Source organism: Alsobacter sp. (assembly GCF_059501845.1).
In genome coordinates, this window is the sequence record NZ_JCACDK010000018.1 from 595,355 (window position 1) to 616,110 (window position 20,756).

A 20,756-nucleotide genomic window follows, 5' to 3' on the forward strand; every position below is an offset into this window, starting at 1 on the left:
AGCGCAGGGGGAGGGGAAGGTGATCCAGGGGCAGAGCCCCCGGCGAAAGTTACGCTTGGATCCGCATCCCGGCCCTTCGGGCCGCCGGGGATGACAAAGAAGAGCCTGACGGGCCGCCATGCCGCTGCGGCCCGGGACGCCGGCGAAGGGCCAAGGGGAATTGCGGCGGACCCGAAAAAGGGATTTGCTGCGGGCCATGCCGCCGCGAGGCGGTACAAGAACGCGCAACAAACATCAGGGGAAATCCATGACGTTGACACTTCGGCCGTCGCGACAGGCACTCGTGGGAGCCGGCCTCGGCCTTGCGGCCCTCCTGCTCGCCGGTACCGCAGCCTCGGCCAAGACGCTCGTCTACTGCTCGGAAGGCAGCCCGGAAAATTTCACCCCCGCCATCAACACCACCGGCACCAGCTTCGACGCGGCCCGGCCCGTCTACAACCAGCTCGTCGAGTTCGAGCGCGGCAGCACGAAGGTCGTCCCCGGACTGGCCGAGAGCTGGACGGTGAGCGAAGACGGCAAGGAGATCGTCTTCAAGCTGCGCAAGGGCGTGAAGTTCCACTCCACGAAGGACTTCAAGCCGACGCGCGATTTCAACGCCGACGACGTCCTGTTCTCGTTCAACCGGCAGTGGAAGGAAGACAATCCCTACCACAAGGTGTCCGGCGGCAAGTACGACTACTTCGCCGACATGGACATGCCGACGCTCCTGAAGAGCATCGACAAGGTCGACGACTATACCGTCAAGTTCACCCTGAACGAGGCCAACGCGCCGATTCTTGCCAACCTGGCCATGGATTTCGCCACGATCCAGTCGGCCGAGTTCGCTGACTTCCTGCAGAAGCAGGGCAAGCCTGAGATGATCGACCAGATCCCGGTCGGCACCGGGCCGTTCACCTTCGTCAACTACCAGAAGGACGCGGTCATCCGGTACAAGGCGAACCCGGACTACTGGGCCGGCAAGCCCGCCATCGACGACCTCGTCTTCGCCATCACGCCCGATCCCACCGCCCGCCTCGCCAAGCTGAAGAAGGGCGAGTGCCACGTGATGTTCGGACCGCGCCCGGCGGATCTCGAGGAAATCAAGAAGGATCCGGCGCTGAACCTGATGTCCCAGCCCGGCCTGAACATCGCCTACTGGGCTTTCAACGTTCAGAAGAAGCCCTTCGACGACAAGCGCGTCCGCCAGGCCTTCATCCACGCCATCGATCGCGAGGCGATCCTGCGCGACGTCTACCAGGGCGCCGGCCAGCAGGCGAAGAACCTGATCCCGCCGACGATCTGGTCCTATAATGACAAGATCGTCGACTACAAGTACGACCCCGAACTGGCCAAGTCGCTGCTCAAGGAAGCGGGCGTCACGACGCCGATGGACATCGACCTCTGGTACATGCCCGTCCAGCGACCCTACAACCCGAACGCCAAGCGCATCGCCGAGATGATGCAGGCGGACCTCGCCAAGCTCGGCATCAACGCCAAGCTCGTCACCTATGAGTGGGGCGAGTACCGCAAGCGGCTGCAGCAGGGCGAGCACATGACCGGCCAGCTCGGCTGGACGGGCGACAATGGCGATCCCGACAACTTCTTCTTCCTGCTCGGCTGCGCCGCGGCGCGTCCCGGCGGCCAGAACCTCTCCAAGTGGTGCAACAAGGACTTCGAGGATCGCTTCGTGAAGGCCCGTGCGAGCTCCGACATCCAGGAGCGCACCAAGCTCTACGAGGAGATGCAGCAGATCCACCACGACGAGGCGCCGAACATGACGATCGCGCACTCGGTGGTCTACGAGCCGACCCGCAAGGAAGTGCAGGACTGGAAGATCTCGCCCTTCGGCCGGCACGAGTTCTACGGCGTCAGCATGAAGTGACGCGACGAGGGCGGCGGGCAGCCCCCGCCGCCTTTTTCACGCGGGCCATGTCATCCCCGGGGCGCCGGGGATGATATGGAGCGTCAGGGCTCCTCGCCCTCCACGGCCCAGGCCCGCATCAGATGGTGGGCGATGGCGATGGGAGGCGGGCAGGTGAGGCCGTCGGGATGGCGGCCATCCAGCATGGCGCGGACCTCCTCGCGCGAGAACCAGCGCGCGTCCTCCAGCTCGATCTCGTCGACCGTGAGCCGGTCGTCAGTGGCCTGCGCCAGGCAGCCGATCATCAGCGATGCCGGGAACGGCCAGGGCTGGGAGGCGAGGTAGCGCACGGCCGACGTCGCGACGCCAGCCTCCTCGTGCAACTCGCGGCGCACCGCATCCTCCAGCGTCTCGCCCGGCTCGATGAAGCCGGCGAGGCAGGAATACATGCCGGGCGGAAAGCGCGACTGGCGGCCCAGCACGCAGGCTTCGCCGCGAACCGCCAGCATGATGGCGACGGGGTCGGTGCGCGGGAAGTGCTCGGCCTCGCAGGACGGGCATTCGCGCTTCCACCCGGCGGCACGCGGCGTCGTGGCCGTGCCGCAATTCGAGCAGAAGCGATGGCGCTGGTGCCAGTGCATCAGGCTCTTGGCCTGTGCCAGCTCTCCCAGCACGGACGGGGGCAGCAGGCCCTGCACCGCGAGGCTGCGCAGGTCGAGGCTGACGAGATCGCTGCCGCCCTGGTCCGAATCCGGGCTGCGCGCATCGATGAGGACGGCGAAGACGGGTACGGCGCCGTCGAGCCCGAGGAAGGCGCGCTCGCGCACCGTGCCGAGCCCGTCCGCCTCCGCCAGCGTGAAGCGCCCCGCCAGCCCCTCCGGCCGGCCCCGCAGCAGCGGCGTGTCTCCGGCCAGGACATAGGCCCGCGCCGCCGGATCGGCGGCGAAGCCGGCGAGGCGTCCAGTGTCCTCGCGGTGCTCGGCGAGGCGGTCGAGCCGGTTGGCGGCATAGCCGAGGGCGGCCGAGCGGTCGGGGCGATCGGGAGAGGTCATGCGATGATGTCCGGGCTCAGAGGCGGCCGAGGGCGGCGGAAAGCCGGGCGGCTTCCGCCTCGCCCTCGCCCGGCGGATAGGGTTCGGCCTGCCCGACGCCCCAGACCGGGCGCGGCCAGGCGGGATCGCCGTGAAAGCGGCCGATGACATGGACGTGCAGCTGCGCCACGACATTGCCGAGCGCGGCGACGTTGAGCTTGTCCGGCGCGTGCAGGGCCCGCAGCGCGGCGCAGGCCGCGCGGATCTCGCGCAGGAGGGCGCTTTGGTCGGCTTCCGCGAGGTCCACGAGTTCCACCGCGCCGGCGCGGCGGGGAACGAGCACCAGCCACGGAAAGCGGCGGTCCTTCATCAGGCGCACGCTGGACAAGGTGAGGTCGCCGACCGGCAGCGTGTCTTCCACCAGGCGGGGGTCGAGGCTGAATCCGTCGCTCATGAAAACAGTCTAGGCCTGTCCCCGAAGAGGCGCCAGCGCCGCTCCGGCAGGGCCGCTGTGCATCGGGCGATCAGGCGCAATCGGGCCGCCACGGCGCAGAAAAAAAGGCGGCCCCAGGGACCCGCCATCGAACACTCGCGCTCCGAGGAGCAGGTCCGGACCGCGGGATCCGCGGATCCCTCGTCCGGACAAGGAGATGGGACGGACGCCGCGCTCAGCGCGGCGCCATCACCATGATCATCTGGCGGCCTTCGAGCATCGGCTCGGACTCGACCTTGGAGACGTCGGCCATCTCGCTGCGCACGCGGTCGAGGAGCTTCAGGCCGAGATCCTGGTGCGCCATCTCGCGTCCGCGGAAGCGCAGCGTGACCTTGACCTTGTCGCCTTCCTCGAAGAAGCGGCGAACGGCGCGCATCTTGACCTCGTAGTCGTGGTCGTCGATGCCGGGGCGGAGCTTGATCTCCTTGACCTCGACCGTCTTCTGCTTCTTGCGGGCCTCGGCGGCCTTCTTCTGCTCGTTGAACTTGTACTTGCCGTAGTCGAGGATCTTGCACACGGGCGGCGCGGAGTTGGGAGCGATCTCGACCAGGTCCAGCCCTGCGTCCTCGGCGGCCTTGAGCGCATCGAAGAAGGCCACGACACCACGGTTCGTGCCACCCTCGTCGATGAGCTGTACCTCCCGGACGCCGCGTATGTCTCTGTTTGCGCGCGGTCCATCCTTTTGCGGGACCGGTGCGGCTCTCATGGGTCTGCGAATGGCGTCTGTCTCCTGTGCTGCCGTTCCCGGCGACGAAGCCCAGGGCGTCGAGGCCGATCTCGGACCTGTCGTTGAAACGAGGGAAAGGAAGTTGGCAGATAGCGATCCGTTGTCAACTCGTCAATTGCCGGTCGCGTTGCCGAATTCTTGCCGGAGTAAAACTTTCGCCGGATGCAGCCAGGCTCAGCCGCCGCGGCGTTCCAGCAGCGCGCCGTAGAGGTCGAGCGTCTCGCCCACCATCTTCTCCAGCGAGAAATGCGCCTCGACATGGGCGCGGGCGCGGGCCGCCATGCCGTCCCGGGCGCTGGCACCGAGCGAGAGGGCAGCCTTCAGGGCATCGGCGAGCGCCGCGACGTCGCCGGCCGGGACGCGCCAGCCGGTGCGCATGGCGGCCGGCACCTGCGGGGGCGCCAGCACCGTCTCTGGCACGGCGCCGAGGTCCGACACCACCACCGGCGCGCCCATGGCCTGCGCCTCGACGGCCGAGCGGCCGAACGCCTCCGGCTCGGTCGAGGGCACCGCCACGACGGAGGCCGCCAGGAACGCCGCCGGCATGTCGGTGCAGTGGCCGGCGATGGAGACGACGTCGTCGAGCTTCAGACGCGCCACCAGCGACGTCAGCTCCCGCACATAGGCGTCGCGGCCCTGCGCATCCCCGACGAGCAGGACGGCTAGATCCTGGACGCCCTGCTCGTGCAGTCTCGCCGCCGCCTCGATTAGGACGCGCTGGCCCTTCCACGCGGTGAGCCGGGCTGCCAGCAGCACGATGCGCCGGTGCGGGGCGATGCCCCATTCCTTGCGCAACTTCTCGACGCGCGCCGGATCGACGGCAAGTCCCGAGAACACCTTCAGGTCGGTGCCGCGGTGGATCACCCGCACCCGTTCGCGGGCGAAGGGATGCATGCGGCCGATCAGGTCCGCCGTGAAATGCGAGTTGGCGATGACCGCGTCGCCGCGCGCCATCACCGAATTGTAGAGCACCTTCACGGCCGATCGCCCGGCATAGCTGCCGTGATAGGTGGTGACGAAGGGGATGCCGAGCGCCTTGGTGGCGAAGAAGGCGCTCCAGGCCGGCGCGCGCGAGCGGGCGTGGACGAGGTCGACACCTTCGTCCAAACAGACGGCCCTGAGCCGGCGCACATTCGCCGCCATCGTCATCGGGTTCTTGCTGCGGGCCGGAAACGGGATCCAGATGCCTCCCTTGGCCTGCAGCTCGGCGACGAGCCTCCCGCCCTCGGTCGCCACCAGCGAGCGCGCCCCCACGGCGGCCAGCGCGGCGGCGATGTCCACCGTCGTGCGCTCGGCCCCGCCGGCGTCGAGGTCGGGCACGATCTGCAGCACCGTGTAGCCGGCGAGCGGAGAGAGACCCCGGTCGGCGAGGGGGTGCGCGGCCTTCCTCATCAGACGGGCCTGCCGTAAACAGGCCGGGCGGCGCCGCAGACGGGGCCGGGCCGCGAATCAGCGATTTTCAGGGCGGCGAGCATCGGGAGAGGAATAAGGTGGCCCATACCGTTGCGCAATTTCAGAGCGTCGGGCAGGGCGACGCGTCCCGGGAAATCGCCTTCCGCCGTCGCGACGGCCGGGCGCCGGACGTGGTCTGGCTCGGCGGCTTCCGCTCCGACATGCTGGCGACCAAGGCCGAGGCGCTGGATGGCTGGGCGGCCGAGACCGGCCAGGGCTTCCTCCGGCTCGACTATTCCGGCCACGGCGAATCGGGCGGGCGCTTCGAGGACGGCACGATCGGGCGCTGGCTCGAGGACGCGCTGGCCGTGGTCACCTCGCAGGCCCGGCCGCGGCCCGTGCTCGTCGGCTCATCCATGGGCGGCTGGATCGCGCTTCTGGCGGCGCGCGCCATGCGAGACCGCGGCACGCCCGCGTCCGGGCTGGTGCTCGTGGCCCCCGCGCCCGACTTCACGCAGACGCTGATGTGGGACGCCTTCCCGCCGCAGGTGCGCGAGGAGATCGAGACCACCGGGCGCTGGCTGCGCCACTCGGAGTATTCTCCAGAGCCCTATCCCATCACCCGCGCGCTGATCGAGGAGGGCCGCAACCACCTCCTCCTCGACGGCCCGCCGCTGGTGCTGGGCTGCCCTGTCCACATTCTGCAGGGGATGCAGGACCCCGACGTGCCCTGGCGTCACGCCCTGAAGCTGGTCGAGCACCTGCCCGGCGACGACGTGGTCACCACCCTGATCCGCGACGGCGACCACCGCCTCTCCCGCCCCCAGGACCTCACCCGCCTCGTCTCGGCCGTCGAGGCGATGGTGGAGGAGGCGCGGGCCGAAGGCTAGGGGAAGAGCGGCTTCCCCTTGTCATCCCCGGCGGCGTGCAGCGCCGGGAAGGGGATCCAGAGCCTGTTTTCCAACTACGAATCGAAAATCGCGCGCCCCGCCGCCCCTGGATCCCCTTCCCGCGCCTCCGGCGCGCCGGGGATGACAAAGTGCGGGGCCGGGGAGAGCTAATCCATGCGCAGCGCGAGATCCTTCGGGCCCGAAAACCTCAACCTGTCATCCCTGGCGCGTCGCGCAGCGGCGCGGGAAGGGGATCCAGGCCTGCTTTCCCAACTGCGCCCTGCCCTGCGCCGCTGCGGGGATGACAAGGGCGCAATTGGGAGTTGGTGGACAGCGGGGTGTCGCAGGAGTTTGGCTTGCGCCGGGAGAGGGCCATGGCCGAGCGCTACGCCGTCTACATCCTGGCCAGCAGGCGCAACGGGACACTGTATGTCGGCGTGACCGGAAACCTTCCCCTCCGCATCGAACAACACAGGGCAGGCATCGTCCCGGGCTTCACGCGGATGTACGGGGTCACGATCCTGGTATGGTTCGAGCTCTTCGCCGATGTGCGCGAGGCGATCGAGCGGGAAAAGCAGCTGAAAGGCTGGAACCGCGCCTGGAAACTCAAGCTGATCGAAGCCTCAAATCCGGGCTGGCATGAACTCAGCCCCGACTGACCTCATGCATCACCACCCTTGTCATCCCCGGCGGCCCGCAGGGCCGGGAAGGGGATCCAGGCCTGTTCAGTGACAGCGGAAGGTGAGCGTCCCGCCCCGCCGCCCCTGGATCCCCTTCCCGCGCCTTCGGCGCGCCGGGGATGACAAAGTGCGAGACCGAGAAGTATTCGATGCGCGCTGCGCAAGGTCCCACCGGCCGAAAAACGCCACCCTTGTCATCCCCGGCGGCCCGAAGGGCCGGGAAGGGGATCCAGGGCTTTTAGCCCGAGGGCGGCGATGAGGCTCTGAGTGCCTCCCCGCTACATCGTCGCGCCGATCTGCCAGGGGACGAACTCGGTGTCGCCGTAGCCGAGTTCCTCGGACTTGGAGCGCGTGCCGGAAGCGACCTCGAGGACCTTGGCGAAGATCTCGCGGCCCTTGTCCTGGATCGAGACGCCGTCGAGCACGTCGCCGCAGTTGATGTCCATGTCGTCGATCATGCGCTCGTAGATCGGCGTGTTGGTGGCGAGCTTGATGGAGGGCGTCGGCTTGCAGCCATAGGCCGAGCCGCGGCCGGTCGTGAAGCACAGCACGTTGGCGCCGCCCGCCACCTGGCCGGTCGCCGAGACAGGGTCGTAGCCGGGGGTGTCCATGTAGACGAAGCCCTTGGTGTCGACCTTCTCGGCATAGTGGTAGACGCCGGCCAGCGTCGTCGTGCCGCCCTTGGCGGCCGCGCCGAGCGACTTCTCCAGGATGGTGGTGAGCCCGCCCAGCTTGTTGCCGGGAGACGGGTTGTTGTTCATCTCCATCTTGTTGCGGGCGGTGTAGTCCTCCCACCAGTTGATCATGCCGACGAGCTTCTCGCCCACGTCGCGGCTGGCGGCGCGACGGGTCAGGAGGTGCTCGGCGCCGTAGATCTCCGGCGTCTCGGAGAGGATGGCCGTGCCGCCGTGGCGCACCAGCTCGTCCACGGCGGACCCCAGGGCCGGGTTGGCGGTGATGCCGGAATAGCCGTCCGACCCGCCGCACTGCAGGGCCAGCACCAGCTCGGAAGCCGGTACGGTCTGGCGCTGAACGGCGTTGACCTTGTCCAGCATGCCCTTGATGGCGTCGACGCCGGCCTGCACCGTCTTGCGGGTGCCGCCCGTCTCCTGGATGGTCATGGTGCGGAAGGTGTCGTTCTCCTCGATGCCGTAGGCCTCCTTCCAGCGCGGAATCTGGAAGCCCTCGCAGCCCAGCCCGACCATCACCACGCCACCGACGTTCGGGTTGGTGGCATAGCCCCACTGCGTCCGCTTGAGCACCTCGTAGCCCTCGCCCTTGACGTCGATGGCGCAGCCGCCGCCCTGGGTGAGCGCGATGACGCCGTCGATGTTGGGGTAGTCCCGCAGCAGGCCGGAGCGGTTGATCTCCTCGCCCATGAAGCGGGCGACGGTGGCCGAGCAGTTCACCGAGGTGAGCACCGCGATGTAGTTGCGCGTCCCGACCTTGCCGTTCGGCCGGCGGAAGCCCTGGAACGTCGCCTGCATCTCGACCGGAAGAACGTCCTCCTGCCGGGCATCCTCGGCGAAGCGGTAGTCGCGCGCGAAGGCATGCATCTCGACATTGTGCTCGTGCACCCATTCGCCCGGCGAGATCGCCTTCGACGCAAAGCCGATGATCTGGCCGAACTTGAGGATGGGCTGGCCCTCGGCGATCGGCACCGTCGCCATCTTGTGGCCGCGCGGCACGCGGGCGAGCGCCTTCACCCCCTCCGGCGCGGCGCCGGCGTCGATCGCGTCCACCGCGACGATGACGTTGTCCGCGGGATTGAGGCGGATGGTGCGGGGGGCGGCCATGATTGTTTCTCCCATAGGTCGTCAGGGCGCGACGAGGCGGGGGTTGTCGCGCGCGAAGCTCTCGAACTCGTCCAGTACGCGTTGCAGATGGTGGCTCATCGCCGCGCGGGCAGCGCCGGCGTCTCCGGCCGCGATGGCGGCATGGATGGCCCTGTGCTCGTCCAGCGTCCCGGTGAGGCGACCCTGCAAAGGCAGCATCAGCCGGCGCACCCGGTCGATGCGGGCGCGGACGCCGTCGAGCACCGAGGCGGCATAGGAAAATCCCAGCGCAGACGCGATCTGGGCGTGGAACAGCAGGTCGAGCCGGTGAAAGTCGGCCCGGTCCTCGACCTCCGCCGCGACGGCGGCGTAGCGCAGGGTGCGCGAGAGGCCCTCGGCCTGCTCGGCCGTGACGGAGATGGCCGCGAGACCCGCGAGTTCCGCCTCGATGCCGCGGCGCACATGCATCAGTTCGCGCGTTTCGCCGGCGGCGATGCGCGACACGAACGTGCCGCGCTGCGGCTGCACGTCGACGAGATGCTCGAAGGCGAGGCGGCTCAGCGCGGCACCGACCGGAAAGCGCGACAGGCCCAGCCGGGCGCACAGGGCCGGCTTGTCGATGGCGCTGCCGGGAGCGAGCTCGCCATCGAGTATGGCGGCGCGGATCACCCGGTAGGCCTCGTCCGCCTTCGTCCGCGCGCCTTCCCGCTGGGGGCCGGCGGCGGCCTCCGGAGACGGTGCGGTACTGGCGGCGGGATGCAAGGTCATCCCATCTGTCCGGCTAGCATGCCAGTTGTGTGTACCCGATCGCCTGCCGCGTCAAGCACTGCGGCGCCGCGAGAGAGCAGCGGGCCCCGTACCCTTAACCACCCCTTAAAGCAGCCACACTTACCGTCCAGATCGCTGCGCCGGACAGAGTGCGCCCCGGTGGGGCGTGCAGGATCGGTTTCTGGGCGGGTACCATGACGGAACGGGGGCGCGCAGGCGGGTCCCGGCAGGAGCCGGGCTTCGGATCGCCGCGCAAGCGCGCGGATCTGGACTTGCGCCTCTCCGCGGCCGACAGGCCGGGCGGACCTGTGCCCGGTGGACGGGACAGCGGCGGACGCCGCGAACCCGACCACTCGCCCCGCATCGTTCCCGGTGAGGAGCGCAGCCGTGATGCCGGGCGCACGCCGCCGCCGGGCGCTGACGAGGCCACGGGTGCGATGGGCGGCACGAAACGCAGGACGGCGCCGAAAGCCCGCAAGGCCGCGCCGAAGGCGCGCCGCCGGCGGTCCTTGCTCGGCCACATGGTCTACTGGACCTTCGTCCTCGGCCTGTGGGGCGCCATCGGCGTCGGTGGGCTGGTCGTCTACCACGCCTCCAAGCTGCCGCCGATCGACCAGCTCGCCGTGCCCAAGCGGCCGCCCAACATCGCCATCGTCGCCGATGACGGCGCGCTGATCGCCAACCGCGGCGAGACCGGCGGGCGCACGGTGACGCTGAAGGAGCTTCCGCCCTACCTGCCGCAGGCCTTCGTCGCCATCGAGGACCGCCGCTTCTTCGACCATTACGGAGTCGATCCGCTCGGCATCGCCCGCGCCGTGGTGAAGAACGTCACCGGCAGCGGCGGCATGCAGGGCGGCTCGACGCTGACCCAGCAGCTCGCCAAGAACCTGTTCCTGACGCAGGAGCGCACGGCATCGCGCAAGATCCAGGAGGCGATCCTCGCCATCTGGCTGGAGCGCAACTACAGCAAGAAGCAGCTGCTCGAGCTCTATCTCAACCGCGTCTATTTCGGCTCGGGCGCCTATGGCGTCGAGGCGGCGGCGCAGAAGTACTACGGCAAGAGCGCACGCGAGGTGACGCTCGCCGAGGCGGCGACCTTGGCCGGGCTGGTGCAGGCGCCCTCGCGCCTGGCACCCAACCGCAACCCGGATGCGGCGCAGGCCCGGGCCTCCCTCGTCATCGCCGCCATGGCGCGCGAGGGCATGATCACCGACCAGATGGCGAAGGTCGCGCTGATGAACCCGCCCACCCCCGCCAGGCAGGCCGGGGCGGGATCCATGGACTACGCCGCCGACTATGTGATGGACGTGCTCGACGACTATGTCGGCACGATCGACCGCGACATCGTGGTGAGCACCACCATCGACCCCGGCATGCAGACGGCCGCCGAGCGCGCGCTGGTCGACGAGCTGAACACGAAGGGCGCGAAGTTCAACGTCTCGCAGGGCGCCTTCGTCGCCATGCAACCCGATGGCGGCGTCAAGGCGCTCGTCGGCGGACGCAACTACTCGGAGAGCCAGTTCAACCGCGCCACCACCGCCAAGCGCCAGCCGGGCTCCGCCTTCAAGCCCTTCGTCTACCTGACGGCCGTGGAGCAGGGGCTGACCCCCGACACCATCCGCGAGGACGCGCCGACCAAGGTGAAGGGCTGGTCGCCCGAGAACTACTCGAAGGACTACCGCGGCCCGGTGAGCCTGCGCACGGCGCTGGCGCTCTCGCTCAATACGGTGGCGGTGCGGCTGGGCCTGGAGGTCGGACCCAAGGCCGTCGTCCAGACCGCCCAGCGCCTCGGCATCCAGTCGAAGCTCGAGCCAAACGCGTCCATCGCGCTCGGCACCTCGGAGGTGACGCCGCTGGAGCTCGTCTCCGCCTACGCCACCTTCGCCAATGGCGGGCAGCTGGCCCAGCCCTACGTCATCACGCAGGTGAAGACGATCTCGGGCCAGAAGATCTACCAGCGCACGGGCAGTGGCCTCGGCCGGGCGGTGGAGCTGCCGGCGGTTGGCGCGATGAACGCGATGATGCGCGAGACGCTGCTCACAGGCACGGCGCGCAAGGCCGAGCTGCCGGGCTGGGAGGCCGCAGGCAAGACCGGCACGAGCCAGGAGTTCCGCGACGCCTGGTTCATCGGCTACACCGGCTCGCTGGTCGCCGGCGTCTGGCTCGGCAATGACGACGGCACGCCGACGAAGAAGGTCTCCGGCGGCAACCTGCCTGTCGAGACCTGGAGCCGCTTCATGAAGACGGCCCTGGCCGGCCAGAGCCCCGTGCCGCTGCCCGGCGGCGACTGGAAGATGCTGTCGCCAGCCCCGCCCGGCGACCCCTACTTCACGCCTGCGCCCCCGGCCGAGCCGGGTACGCCGATGGCCGAGCGTGCCCCGGCAGCTCCGCCGCGCGTCGCAACGGGCGCCGGGCCCATGGTCATCGTGCCCCGCCCGCCCGCCGAGGTCGGCCAGACCGCCGCGACCGGCCGCGCTCCGGCGCAGGTGCAGCCCGCGAGCGAGGCGCTGGATCCCGAATTCGCCCCAGTGCCGCCGCGGCCTCCCGCCCCTGTCGCCCGCTCGGCCGCGAACGACGACGCACCCCGCCCGCCCGGCGACGTCGGCGGCGTCCCGGCCCGCCAGCGGCAGCAGCAGCCGCAGCCGCAGCAGGGGCTGCTCGGACGGCTGTTCGGGGGCTGAGCGAAGAGGACCGCGCGTCTCGAGACGCGCGGCCACTCGCGCCTGATCTGGAAGCACCCGCCAACTCTCCTCCGCATGCGGGGGAGGGTTTCCGCGCTCCGCTCTACCTGTACCGGTGCAGGCCCGCGCCGTGACGCTTGAGCCAGGTTTCGGCGGCGTCGGTGCCGGGGCACAGCCTGTGGACGATGGCCCAGAAGCGGCTGGAATGGTTCATCTCGGCGAGATGGGCCACCTCGTGTGCGGCGAGGTAGTCGAGGATCTCGGGCGGGGCGAGGATCAGCCGCCAGGAGAAGCTGAGCGCTCCCTTCGACGAGCATGAGCCCCAGCGGCTGCGGGTGTCGCGCAGGGTGATGCGCGTCGCCTTGCGGCCGAGTGCCGCCGCATGGCGCTGCACGGCGCCGTCGAGGTCGCGCTTGGCTTCGCGCTTCAGCCAGTCGGCGAGCCGGCGTCTGGCATGTTCCGGATTTCCCGCCACCACGAGGAGCGGGCCGTCCTCGCCCTCCTCGGTCCACACCGTTCCGCGCGCATGCGGGCGATGCACGACGAGGTGGGGCGTGCCGCGCACGGGAACGGTCGCGCCCGGGGCGATCTCGATCGTGTCGGGCAGGCGCGCCAGCCTCTGCGCGATCCAGCCGCCATGGCGCCCGGCGAAGTCGACCGCCGTGCGCAGGTCTGCCCGCATGGGCAGGGTGAGGACGACACCGCCCGTGGCGACACTGACGCGCAGCGTGAAGCGCCGCGCGTTCGGCATGCGCCGCACCGCGACCCGGTAGACGGCGCCGGCATGGCGCACGTCGATGTGAGGCGGATCCTCCAGGCGTGGCCGGCGCGGCGAAGCAGGCGCACGGCGTCGGCCGAAACTCAGTCCGAACGGCATGGAAAGAACGTGCCGGATTCGGCGGCGCAAGTCACGCGGGGGGCGAAGGGAACCACGGGGAACCCCTCTCCCGAACGGGAGAGGGGTGGCGCGCGCTGGATGGAGAGCCAGCGTCTGGAGAGTCCTCCCTCCTACAGCTCCACGGCCTTGCCGGTCCTGGCGCTCCTGTCCGCCGCCAAAACGATGCGGAGGCTCTCGATAGCGTCGCGGACGTGGGCGGACGTGTCGCGGTCCTCTCGGATGGCGGCGAGGAAGAGGCGCTGCTCGCGTTCGCACAGCTCCTGGTGGCCGGGTTCGTCGGTCATGGGCAGGATGTCGTCGGCCCGGGCGAAGGATCCGTCGGACTTCAGCTCCGCGTGATGGACGCGAAGTGCGCCTGTCTTGGTGTGACCGTCGATGTCGGAGGAGGCGGTGGCCGCCTCGCCCTCGCCGGTGCCGCCGCCCTGTTCGGCGGCGACGATGGAAACGCTTCCCTTCGGGCCGATCATGTCCTTCACGAAGAAGGCCGTCTCGCTGATCATCGGCCCCCAGCCGGCCTCGTACCAGCCGACCGAGCCGTCGTCGAAGGTCACGTGCAGGTGGCCGTAATTGTACATGTCCGGCTTCACCTCCTCGGTGAGCCGTACGCCGATGGCGTGCACGCGCACGGGGCGGGCGCCCGTGACCTGGCACATCACGTCGACATAGTGGACGCCGCAGTCGACGATGGGAGAGATCGAGGCCATCAGCTGCTTGTGCGTGGCCCAGTTCGACCCTGCCGACTGCTGGTTGAGGTTCATGCGCATGACCAGCGGCTTGCCCAGCGTGCGCCCGACCTCAACGAACTTCACCCAGGACGGGTGGACGCGGAGGATGTAGCCGATGACGAGCTTCTTCCCGGCCTTTTCCGCCGCGGCGGCGACGCGCTCGGCGCCTTCCACGGTCTCGGACAGCGGCTTTTCCAGGAAGACGTGACAGCCGGCCTCGAGAGCGGCGAGCGCATACTCCTCGTGCGTGTCCGGCCAGGTGTTGATGGAGACGGCATCAGGCTTCAGGGCGGCCAGCGCCTCGCGATAGTCGGAAAAGAGCGGCACGCCCGGAAATTCCGGCGTCACGTCGTCGCGCCGGTCGATGCCGCGCGTGCACAGCCCGGCGATCTCGAACCCGTCGATGGCCTGGTAGGCCCGGGCGTGGCTGAGCCCCATGTTGCCCAGCCCCACCACCAGAACCTTCACTGCCTCAGCCATGGCGTCCTCCGTTTTCTTCTTGTTCGTCGATCCAGGTGGCGTGGACCGTCAGGTCGTCGCCGAGATGCACCAGCGATGCCCGGTAGCCTGCCTCGATCCGGCCGAGTTCGCCGCCGAGGCCGATCCATGCCGCAGGATTGGCCGACGCCATGGCGAGTGCCTCCGGCAGCGCAACGCCGAGCCGCTCCACGGCGAAGCGCACCGCCTCGTCCATGGTCAGCGTCGAGCCCGCCAGCGTGCCGTCGGCAAGAACGAGCTTGCCGTCGCGGCGCATCGCCTCGCGGCCCTGCAGGGCGAAGGCGTCGGGACCGCCGGCGGCGGGGGGCATGGCATCCGTCACCAGCACGAGCCGGTCGTGGGGCTTGGCCGCCAGTGCCACCTTCAGCGCGGTGTCGTCGACGTGGAAACCGTCGGCGATAAGCCCGGCATAGGCGCCGGGCGAGGACAGCGCCGCGCCGACCATGCCGGGGCTGCGGTGGCCGAGCTGGCTCATGGCGTTGAAGAGGTGCGTGAAGCCGCTGGCCCCAGCCTCGAGCGCGGCGAGCGCCTGCGCATCCGTCGCCTCGGAATGTCCGAGGCTGACGACGATCCCCGCTCGGACGAGCCGCCGGATCATCTCCGGAGGCACGTCGCAGGGCGACACGGTGAGAAGAACGACGCCGCAGTCGAGACCCGACAGCCAGGTCAGGTCGTCTTCCCCCAGCGGCCTGACGCGCTGGGGCGGGTGGGCGCCCTTGCGGCGGATGTCGATGAACGGCCCTTCGACATGGATGCCGAGCACGCCGGGCGCGCCTTCGCGCAGGGCCTGCGCGATGGCTTCCGCAGCGGCCCGCATCACCTCCGGCGCGTCGGTGATGACGGTGGGCAGCATGCCCGTGGTGCCGTAGCGCCGATGGGCGGCGGCGATGGCGCGCACGCCGCGCGGCGTCGGATCCTCGTTCAGCAGCACCCCGCCGCCGCCATTCACCTGCACGTCGACGAAGCCCGGGACGAGAATTCCGCCGCCGAGGTCGCGGACGGGAACGCCTGCCGGGATCTCCGACGCGGGGACGACCGCCTCGATCCGGCCGCCGGCGACGACGACGGCCCGGCCCTCCGCGAAGCCGGCGGTGGTCAGGACGCGCGCGCCCCCGAGAACGAAGCGCATCACACCGTCTCCGTCACCTTGCGCAGCATGCGCGGCCGGTCGGGGTCGCGGCCGCGCAGGCGGGCCGTCTCCTCGGCGCAGCGGTAGAAGCTCTGCACCATCGAGACCGGCTCGAGGAAAGGATGGCCGGGATCGGCATAGGGCAACCGCCCGGCCTCGCCCGGGCCGGGCTCGACGGCCAGCACCGTGGCACCGGCGGCGCGGAGCCTGGCGATGGCCTCGACCATGCCCGGCCGGGCGCGGTCGCCGGGGGAGAAGACGAGAACCGGGAAATCCTCGCCCACCAGTTCCAGCGGGCCGTGCATCACCTCGGCTGCCGAATAGGCCTCGGCATGGATGGCGCAGGTCTCCTTCAGCTTCAGCGCCGCCTCCAGAGCGATGGGGTAGGAGGGACCGCGCCCGAGGACGTAGAGCGACCCGGCCTCGGCGATCACCTCCGGCGCCCCTTCCCAGCGCACCTGGCTGGCGGCGGCCAGCGCTTCCGGCAGGCGGTCCGTCGCAGCCGCCCAGGCGGCTTCCCCCGCCCAGGCGGAGACGATGCGCGCGGCGGCCGCGAGACTGGCGACGAAGGACTTCGTCGCCGCCACGCTGGTCTCCGGGCCGGCATGGAGGGGCAGGCACAGGTCCGCCTCGTTGGCGACGGGGGATGTCGCGTCGTTGACGAGCGCCACGGTGAAGGCCCCCGCCTTGCGGGCCGCCGCCTGCAGGGCGACCACGTCCGGGCTGCGGCCCGACTGCGAGACCGTCACGAAGAGCGCGTCGTCGAGCTTCAGCGGCGCATCGTAGACCGAGACCACCGAGGCTCCGATGGAGCAGCAGGGAAGGCCCAGCGCAATCTCGACGAGGTACTTCAGGTAGAAGGCGGCGTTGTCCGAGCTGCCCCTGGCGCAGGTCGCGACGAGGCGCGGCGGGCGAGCCGCGAGCCGCTTGCCCAGCGCATCGAAGGCGGCGCGGTTCTCACGGAACTGGCGCTCGACCGCCTCGGCGGCCTGAGCCGTCTCGCGGGCCATGGCAGTGGTGGATTCGGCACTCATCTCTGGTCCCCTGCGGCGCGGCTCACGACGGGCGCTCCGACGGCGCGATGGTGAGCTCCGCGACGAAATCGTAGGTATCACCCCGGTAATGCGAGCGCGTGAACTCCACCACCCGCCCGTCCGGCAGGTAGGAGACGCGATGGATGAAGAGGGCCGGGCTGCCCGCTGGCTGGCCCAGCAGAGCCGCCTCCGCCGCCGGCAGCTCGCGCGCCTGCAGGCGCTGCAGGGCGCGCACCGGCCGCGCTCCGTGGCGCTCGAGCGCCTCGTAGAGCGAGGCTCCGACCTCGGCGGGATCGGGCAGGAACCGGCGCGGCACGACGGCGAGCTCGACGGCGAGGGGGATCGCGTTAGCCCGGCGCAGGCGGTGGAAGCGGCACACCTGCTCGCCCGGCGACAGCGCCAGCACCATCGCCTCCTCCGGCGAGGGCAACCCCGCCGAACGGTCGAGCCAGTCCGAATCCGTCGAGAGGCCGCGGGTGGCCATGTCCTGCGTGAAGCTGGTGAGCCGCGACAGCGGCTGCTCGATGCGCGGACGCTGCGGGGCGACATAGGTTCCCGAGCCGCGCCGCTGCACCAGAACGCCCTCGTCGACGAGGCCCGCAATGGCCTTGCGGACCGTGACCCGCGAGACGCCGAGCCGGTCGGCAAGGTCGCGCTCGGCCGGCAGGGCATCGGCCTCCGGCAGCACGCCGGCATCGACTGCGTCGCGCACGGCCTTGCGCAGCTTGAGGTAGAGCGGCGTGGGGCCCTGCGAGTCGAAGTGCAGCTGGCTGAAGAAGTCCCCGCCGGCGCTCATGCGGTGCTCCGCCCGGCGTGACGTCGCGCCATCAGGATGGCGCCGTCGAGCGGATCGCGGACGGGCTCGACGAGGATTGCGGCGATGTCGGCCGGCAGCCGCCCGCGCAGCGCCAGCGCAACGCTGCCGATCAGGGCAACCCGGGGGGCGCCCGCCCGCACCAGCCCGCGCGCCAGCGCGGCGATGGCGTCGGCCGCTTCCCCGGCGACCGCAAGGCCAGGCGGGTCACCCGCGGCCGCAGCCTCGAGGACCATGGGCGCGAGGGCGCCGAAGTCGCGCGACAGCGCCGTGCGCGCCCAGTCGGCGATGCGCGGCACGTCGCGGTCGAAGCGGGCGAGAAGGGCTTCCAGGAGAGGCGATGTCTCGACCAGACCGTCATAGGCCAGGACGGCGCGGCGCAGCGCATCCCGGCCGATGACGGCGCCCGAGCCGCCATCGCCGATGACGGAACCCCAGCCTCCGAGCGAGACGCGCGCCTCACCGACCAGCGCCAGCCCGGCCGAGCCGGTCCCGGCGATGACGATGCCGCCGTCGCCGCCATCATGTGCGCCGAGACAGGCGGCGTAGGCGTCGTTGTCCACCGTCACGGTCCCGAAGGGCAGGCCGGCACCCTCGACGCGCGCAGCGGCGTCCGGCGACATGACCCCCGCGAGGCCGAGCCCTGCATGCGCGCTGGCGAGCGCCGACGCGGGAAGGCCGGCCCGGTCGGCCGCGGCTTCAGCGGTGGAGCGGATGCGGGCGATGGCCCCGGCGAAGTCCTGGTAGATGTTGGCGAGGCCGCCCTCCGCCTCGCCGAGCAGGCGTCCCCCGGCATCGCGCAAGCGGGCGCGGCAGCGCGTCCCGCCCCCGTCGATGCCGAGATAAAGCTCCTGAGCCATCGCTCCCGTCCTTTGCGAGCGAGCATACCAAAACCATACCGAAAGGGAAGGCGGGTCGACAGCATTCCCGCGGAAAATCGGTCAATCTGTCCTGAACTGCTTCAACGGGTCTGCTTAACTCGTGTCACCGCCAGCAGAATCGACGCTTTCGCCTCCTTTGTCACGTTAACGCTTCGCTTACCTCTGGACAATTGGTAGCCATGCGGTATTGTCGCTGCGAGACGCCCTCCAGGATCACCATGGCTGCCACAGAGACCGCCAGCGACCGTTTTTCCGGCATCGACCGCTGGGACGATGCGGCTGCGCTCGACGCCCTCGTGGGCGGGCAGGAGCGGGCCGTCGCGGCGGTCCGCGCCGCCATCCCGGCGCTCTCGGCCGCAGCGCAGGCCATCGCGCCGCGCCTGAAGGCGGGGGGCCGGCTTGTCTATGCCGGAGCGGGAAGCTCCGCCAGCATCGCCGCGCAGGACGGATCGGAACTGCCCGGGACGTTCGGCTTTTCCCGCGAGCGCATCGTCTTTCTCATCGCGGGCGGCCCCGCCGCGCTGCTCGACATCGACGGGGCGGCCGAGGACGACATCGCTGCCGGCGAGGCGGACGTCGCGTCGCTCGGAGACGTCTCGGGCGACGTGGTGATCGCCGTCTCGGCCAGCGGCTCGACTCCCTACACGCTCGCCGTGGCCCGGCGCGCGAAAGCCGGCGGGTCGCTCGTCGTCGGCATCGCCAACAATGGGCAGGCGCCCCTCCTCGCCACGGCCGATTGGGCCGTGCTGCTGGAGACGGGGCCCGAGGTCGTCGCCGGCTCGACGCGGATGGGCGCGGGCACTGCGCAGAAATGCGCGCTGGGGGCGCTCTCGACGCTGGTCGCCATCCGCCTCGGGCATGTGCATGACGGCATGATGGTGAGCGTCAGGGCGGACAACGCCAAGCTGGTTGTCCGGGCCCGGCGCATCGTGTCACGCATCGCTGGCGTGGCCGAGAACGAGGCGGAGGCGGCGCTGGCCGCGGCCGCCGGCGACGTCAAGATCGCGGCGCTGGCCTGCGCGGGCGCAGGCTCGGCGGCCAGGGCGCGAAGCCTCCTCGCGGAGGCCGACGGACATCTGCGGACGGCTCTGGAACGGCTGGGAAAGCCGTGACGGACGCGGATGCAGGACAGGGTGTCTTTCAGGGAGAGGACGAGACGATGACGAAGACAGGACCGACGGGCAAGGCGAAGCTGCTTCTCCTCGCCGCGACCATGCTGGCCGGGTTCACCGGCGCCGCGATGGCAGGCAACCTCAAGATCGAGAGCTGGCGCAACGACGACGCCGAGATCTGGAAGACGAAGATCATCCCGGCCTTCAACAAGAAGTACCCGGACATCAAGATCGACTTCGTCGCCACGCCGCCGAAGGAGTACAACGCCGCGCTGAACGCCCGTCTGCAGGGCGGCACCGCCGGCGACCTCATCACCTGCCGGCCCTTCGACGCGTCGCTCGATCTCTACAACAAGGGCAACATCGTCGCGTTGACCGGGGTGATCCAGGGTCTCTCCGGCTTCTCCGAGGTGGCCAAGGCCGCCTGGACCACCGACGACGGCAAGACCACGTTTTGCGTGCCGATGGGCTCGGTGATCCACGGCTTCATGTACAACAAGGACATCTTCTCCAAGCTCGGCCTCAAGGAGCCGAAGACGGAGGAGGAGTTCTTCGCGGTGCTCGACGCGATCAAGAAGGACGGCAACTACACGCCCCTCGACATGGGCACCAACGACCAGTGGGAAGCCGCCACGATGGGCTTCCAGAACATCGGGCCGAACTACTGGAAAGGCGAGGAAGGCCGCAAGGCGCTGATCGCCGGCACCCAGAAGTTCACCGACCCGCAATATGTCGCCGTGTTCGAGACGCTGGCCAAGTGGGCGCCCTACATGGGGTCGGGCTACAAGGCGCAGACCTATCCCGACAGCCAGAACCTGTTCTCGCTCGGCAAGGCGGCGATCTATCCCGCAGGCTCGTGGGACATCGCCACTTTCCGCTCCCAGGCCAGCTTCGACCTCGGCGTGTTCAAGCCGCCGCTGCCGAAGGGCGCGACGGACTGCTACATCTCCGACCACACGGATATCGGGCTCGGCATCAACAAGGCCTCGAAGAACCAGGAGGACGCCAAGAAATTCCTCGAATGGATCACCACGGAGGAGTTCGCCACCATCTTCGCCAACGAGGTCCCGGGCTTCTTCCCGCTCTCGGGCGCGAAGGTGCAGCTCAAGGACGACGTGGCGCAGTCCTTCGTCTCGTGGCGCGGCGAGTGCAAGTCGACGATCCGGAACTCCTACCAGATCCTGTCTCGCGGTACGCCGAACCTCGAGAACGACCTCTGGAACGTCTCGGCGCAGGTCATCAACGGCACGCTGACGCCGCAGGCCGCCGCCAAGCAGGCCCAGGACGGCCTGGACAAGTGGTACAAGCCGGCCAAGTGAGGCGGGGAGCGCGGGTCCTCGGACCCGCCTCCTGAAAAGCGCGTCTGGAGACGCGCGGTCCAGCCCGGA

18 protein-coding genes are annotated in these 20,756 nt (G+C 70.0%); 6 read left to right on the forward strand and 12 right to left on the reverse strand.

Features of this window, described 5'->3' with window-relative positions; all coding sequences use genetic code 11:
• Positions 1 to 247 precede the first annotated feature (247 nt).
• Complete coding sequence (locus tag AC5JCN_RS17725) at positions 248 to 1,861, forward strand: ABC transporter substrate-binding protein (protein WP_495756411.1); 1,614 nt, start codon at positions 248 to 250, stop codon at positions 1,859 to 1,861.
• A gap of 83 nt (positions 1,862 to 1,944) precedes the next feature.
• Here AC5JCN_RS17725 and nudC read toward each other — a convergent pair whose 3' ends face one another.
• The 4 genes from nudC to AC5JCN_RS17745 all read right to left on the reverse strand — a co-directional run bounded on the left by nudC (position 1,945) and on the right by AC5JCN_RS17745 (position 5,483).
• Positions 1,945 to 2,892: an NAD(+) diphosphatase gene (gene nudC / locus AC5JCN_RS17730; protein WP_495756412.1), complete on the reverse strand. Its 948-nt coding sequence runs from the start codon at positions 2,890 to 2,892 to the stop codon at positions 1,945 to 1,947.
• A gap of 16 nt (positions 2,893 to 2,908) precedes the next feature.
• Positions 2,909 to 3,325: an HIT domain-containing protein gene (locus tag AC5JCN_RS17735; RefSeq protein ID WP_495756413.1), complete on the reverse strand. Its 417-nt coding sequence runs from the start codon at positions 3,323 to 3,325 to the stop codon at positions 2,909 to 2,911.
• A gap of 214 nt (positions 3,326 to 3,539) precedes the next feature.
• Positions 3,540 to 4,070: a translation initiation factor IF-3 gene (infC, locus tag AC5JCN_RS17740; RefSeq protein ID WP_495756414.1), complete on the reverse strand. Its 531-nt coding sequence runs from the start codon at positions 4,068 to 4,070 to the stop codon at positions 3,540 to 3,542.
• Between the two features lie 195 nt (positions 4,071 to 4,265).
• Complete coding sequence (locus AC5JCN_RS17745; protein ID WP_495756415.1) at positions 4,266 to 5,483, reverse strand: glycosyltransferase family 4 protein; 1,218 nt, start codon at positions 5,481 to 5,483, stop codon at positions 4,266 to 4,268.
• 98 nt (positions 5,484 to 5,581) lie between these two features.
• Between AC5JCN_RS17745 and AC5JCN_RS17750 the strand changes: the two genes are divergently transcribed.
• The gene (locus tag AC5JCN_RS17750) at positions 5,582 to 6,373 is read left to right on the forward strand and encodes an alpha/beta hydrolase (RefSeq protein ID WP_495756416.1); all 792 of its coding nucleotides are present in this window, start codon (positions 5,582 to 5,584) and stop codon (positions 6,371 to 6,373) included.
• A gap of 374 nt (positions 6,374 to 6,747) precedes the next feature.
• Positions 6,748 to 7,032, forward strand: a complete 285-nt coding sequence (locus AC5JCN_RS17755) for a GIY-YIG nuclease family protein (RefSeq protein WP_495756417.1) — start codon at positions 6,748 to 6,750, stop codon at positions 7,030 to 7,032.
• 299 nt (positions 7,033 to 7,331) lie between these two features.
• On the opposite strand, the gene AC5JCN_RS17760 is transcribed toward AC5JCN_RS17755, so the two are convergent.
• Positions 7,332 to 8,849, reverse strand: a complete 1,518-nt coding sequence (locus tag AC5JCN_RS17760; RefSeq protein WP_495756418.1) for a UxaA family hydrolase — start codon at positions 8,847 to 8,849, stop codon at positions 7,332 to 7,334.
• Between the two features lie 21 nt (positions 8,850 to 8,870).
• Positions 8,871 to 9,596 (reverse strand): GntR family transcriptional regulator, encoded by a 726-nt coding sequence (locus tag AC5JCN_RS17765; RefSeq protein ID WP_495756419.1) that lies wholly within the window; start codon positions 9,594 to 9,596, stop codon positions 8,871 to 8,873.
• Positions 9,597 to 9,790: 194 nt separating this feature from the next.
• On the opposite strand from AC5JCN_RS17765, the gene AC5JCN_RS17770 reads away from it, so the two are divergent.
• Positions 9,791 to 12,277, forward strand: coding sequence for a transglycosylase domain-containing protein (locus AC5JCN_RS17770; protein ID WP_495756420.1), 2,487 nt, complete (start codon positions 9,791 to 9,793; stop codon positions 12,275 to 12,277).
• Between the two features lie 103 nt (positions 12,278 to 12,380).
• Here the strand turns inward: AC5JCN_RS17770 and AC5JCN_RS17775 are convergent, their stop codons facing one another.
• The 6 genes from AC5JCN_RS17775 to AC5JCN_RS17800 form a co-directional block, all read right to left on the reverse strand.
• Positions 12,381 to 13,154, reverse strand: coding sequence for a M48 family metallopeptidase (locus tag AC5JCN_RS17775; protein WP_495756421.1), 774 nt, complete (start codon positions 13,152 to 13,154; stop codon positions 12,381 to 12,383).
• Positions 13,155 to 13,285: 131 nt separating this feature from the next.
• Positions 13,286 to 14,380, reverse strand: coding sequence for a Gfo/Idh/MocA family protein (locus AC5JCN_RS17780; RefSeq protein WP_495756422.1), 1,095 nt, complete (start codon positions 14,378 to 14,380; stop codon positions 13,286 to 13,288).
• Positions 14,373 to 15,527, reverse strand: coding sequence for an N-acetylglucosamine-6-phosphate deacetylase (gene nagA / locus AC5JCN_RS17785; RefSeq protein WP_495756423.1), 1,155 nt, complete (start codon positions 15,525 to 15,527; stop codon positions 14,373 to 14,375). Before nagA ends, AC5JCN_RS17780 begins: the two co-directional genes overlap by 8 nt.
• Positions 15,527 to 16,561 carry an SIS domain-containing protein gene (locus tag AC5JCN_RS17790; protein ID WP_495756424.1) on the reverse strand — a complete coding sequence of 345 codons (1,035 nt, stop codon included), beginning with the start codon at positions 16,559 to 16,561 and terminating at the stop codon, positions 15,527 to 15,529. The genes nagA and AC5JCN_RS17790 overlap by 1 nt, the downstream gene beginning before the upstream one ends.
• Positions 16,562 to 16,583: 22 nt before the next feature.
• On the reverse strand, positions 16,584 to 17,357 hold the full coding sequence (locus AC5JCN_RS17795; protein ID WP_495756425.1) for a GntR family transcriptional regulator: 774 nt from the start codon (positions 17,355 to 17,357) through the stop codon (positions 16,584 to 16,586).
• Positions 17,354 to 18,235 (reverse strand): glucosamine kinase nucleotide-binding domain-containing protein, encoded by an 882-nt coding sequence (locus AC5JCN_RS17800; protein WP_495756426.1) that lies wholly within the window; start codon positions 18,233 to 18,235, stop codon positions 17,354 to 17,356. Before AC5JCN_RS17800 ends, AC5JCN_RS17795 begins: the two co-directional genes overlap by 4 nt.
• Before the next feature lie 233 nt (positions 18,236 to 18,468).
• Here AC5JCN_RS17800 and AC5JCN_RS17805 point away from each other — a divergent pair, with 233 nt between their 5' ends.
• Positions 18,469 to 19,368: an N-acetylmuramic acid 6-phosphate etherase gene (locus tag AC5JCN_RS17805; protein ID WP_495757671.1), complete on the forward strand. Its 900-nt coding sequence runs from the start codon at positions 18,469 to 18,471 to the stop codon at positions 19,366 to 19,368.
• A gap of 47 nt (positions 19,369 to 19,415) precedes the next feature.
• Complete coding sequence (locus AC5JCN_RS17810) at positions 19,416 to 20,687, forward strand: ABC transporter substrate-binding protein (protein WP_495756427.1); 1,272 nt, start codon at positions 19,416 to 19,418, stop codon at positions 20,685 to 20,687.
• Positions 20,688 to 20,756 lie beyond the last annotated feature (69 nt).

What these genes read in the sequence shown, in the direction of transcription:
- AC5JCN_RS17725 (WP_495756411.1), top strand. Translation starts at nt 248, where the DNA reads ATGACGTTGACACTTCGGCCGTCGCGACAGGCACTCGTGGGAGCCGGC.
- nudC (WP_495756412.1), bottom strand. Translation starts at nt 2,892, where the DNA reads ATGACCTCTCCCGATCGCCCCGACCGCTCGGCCGCCCTCGGCTATGCC.
- AC5JCN_RS17735 (WP_495756413.1), bottom strand. Translation starts at nt 3,325, where the DNA reads ATGAGCGACGGATTCAGCCTCGACCCCCGCCTGGTGGAAGACACGCTG.
- infC (WP_495756414.1), bottom strand. Translation starts at nt 4,070, where the DNA reads ATGAGAGCCGCACCGGTCCCGCAAAAGGATGGACCGCGCGCAAACAGA.
- AC5JCN_RS17745 (WP_495756415.1), bottom strand. Translation starts at nt 5,483, where the DNA reads ATGAGGAAGGCCGCGCACCCCCTCGCCGACCGGGGTCTCTCTCCGCTC.
- AC5JCN_RS17755 (WP_495756417.1), top strand. Translation starts at nt 6,748, where the DNA reads ATGGCCGAGCGCTACGCCGTCTACATCCTGGCCAGCAGGCGCAACGGG.
- AC5JCN_RS17760 (WP_495756418.1), bottom strand. Translation starts at nt 8,849, where the DNA reads ATGGCCGCCCCCCGCACCATCCGCCTCAATCCCGCGGACAACGTCATC.
- AC5JCN_RS17765 (WP_495756419.1), bottom strand. Translation starts at nt 9,596, where the DNA reads ATGACCTTGCATCCCGCCGCCAGTACCGCACCGTCTCCGGAGGCCGCC.
- AC5JCN_RS17770 (WP_495756420.1), top strand. Translation starts at nt 9,791, where the DNA reads ATGACGGAACGGGGGCGCGCAGGCGGGTCCCGGCAGGAGCCGGGCTTC.
- AC5JCN_RS17775 (WP_495756421.1), bottom strand. Translation starts at nt 13,154, where the DNA reads ATGCCGTTCGGACTGAGTTTCGGCCGACGCCGTGCGCCTGCTTCGCCG.
- AC5JCN_RS17780 (WP_495756422.1), bottom strand. Translation starts at nt 14,380, where the DNA reads ATGGCTGAGGCAGTGAAGGTTCTGGTGGTGGGGCTGGGCAACATGGGG.
- nagA (WP_495756423.1), bottom strand. Translation starts at nt 15,527, where the DNA reads ATGCGCTTCGTTCTCGGGGGCGCGCGCGTCCTGACCACCGCCGGCTTC.
- AC5JCN_RS17790 (WP_495756424.1), bottom strand. Translation starts at nt 16,561, where the DNA reads ATGAGTGCCGAATCCACCACTGCCATGGCCCGCGAGACGGCTCAGGCC.
- AC5JCN_RS17795 (WP_495756425.1), bottom strand. Translation starts at nt 17,357, where the DNA reads ATGAGCGCCGGCGGGGACTTCTTCAGCCAGCTGCACTTCGACTCGCAG.
- AC5JCN_RS17800 (WP_495756426.1), bottom strand. Translation starts at nt 18,235, where the DNA reads ATGGCTCAGGAGCTTTATCTCGGCATCGACGGGGGCGGGACGCGCTGC.
- AC5JCN_RS17810 (WP_495756427.1), top strand. Translation starts at nt 19,416, where the DNA reads ATGACGAAGACAGGACCGACGGGCAAGGCGAAGCTGCTTCTCCTCGCC.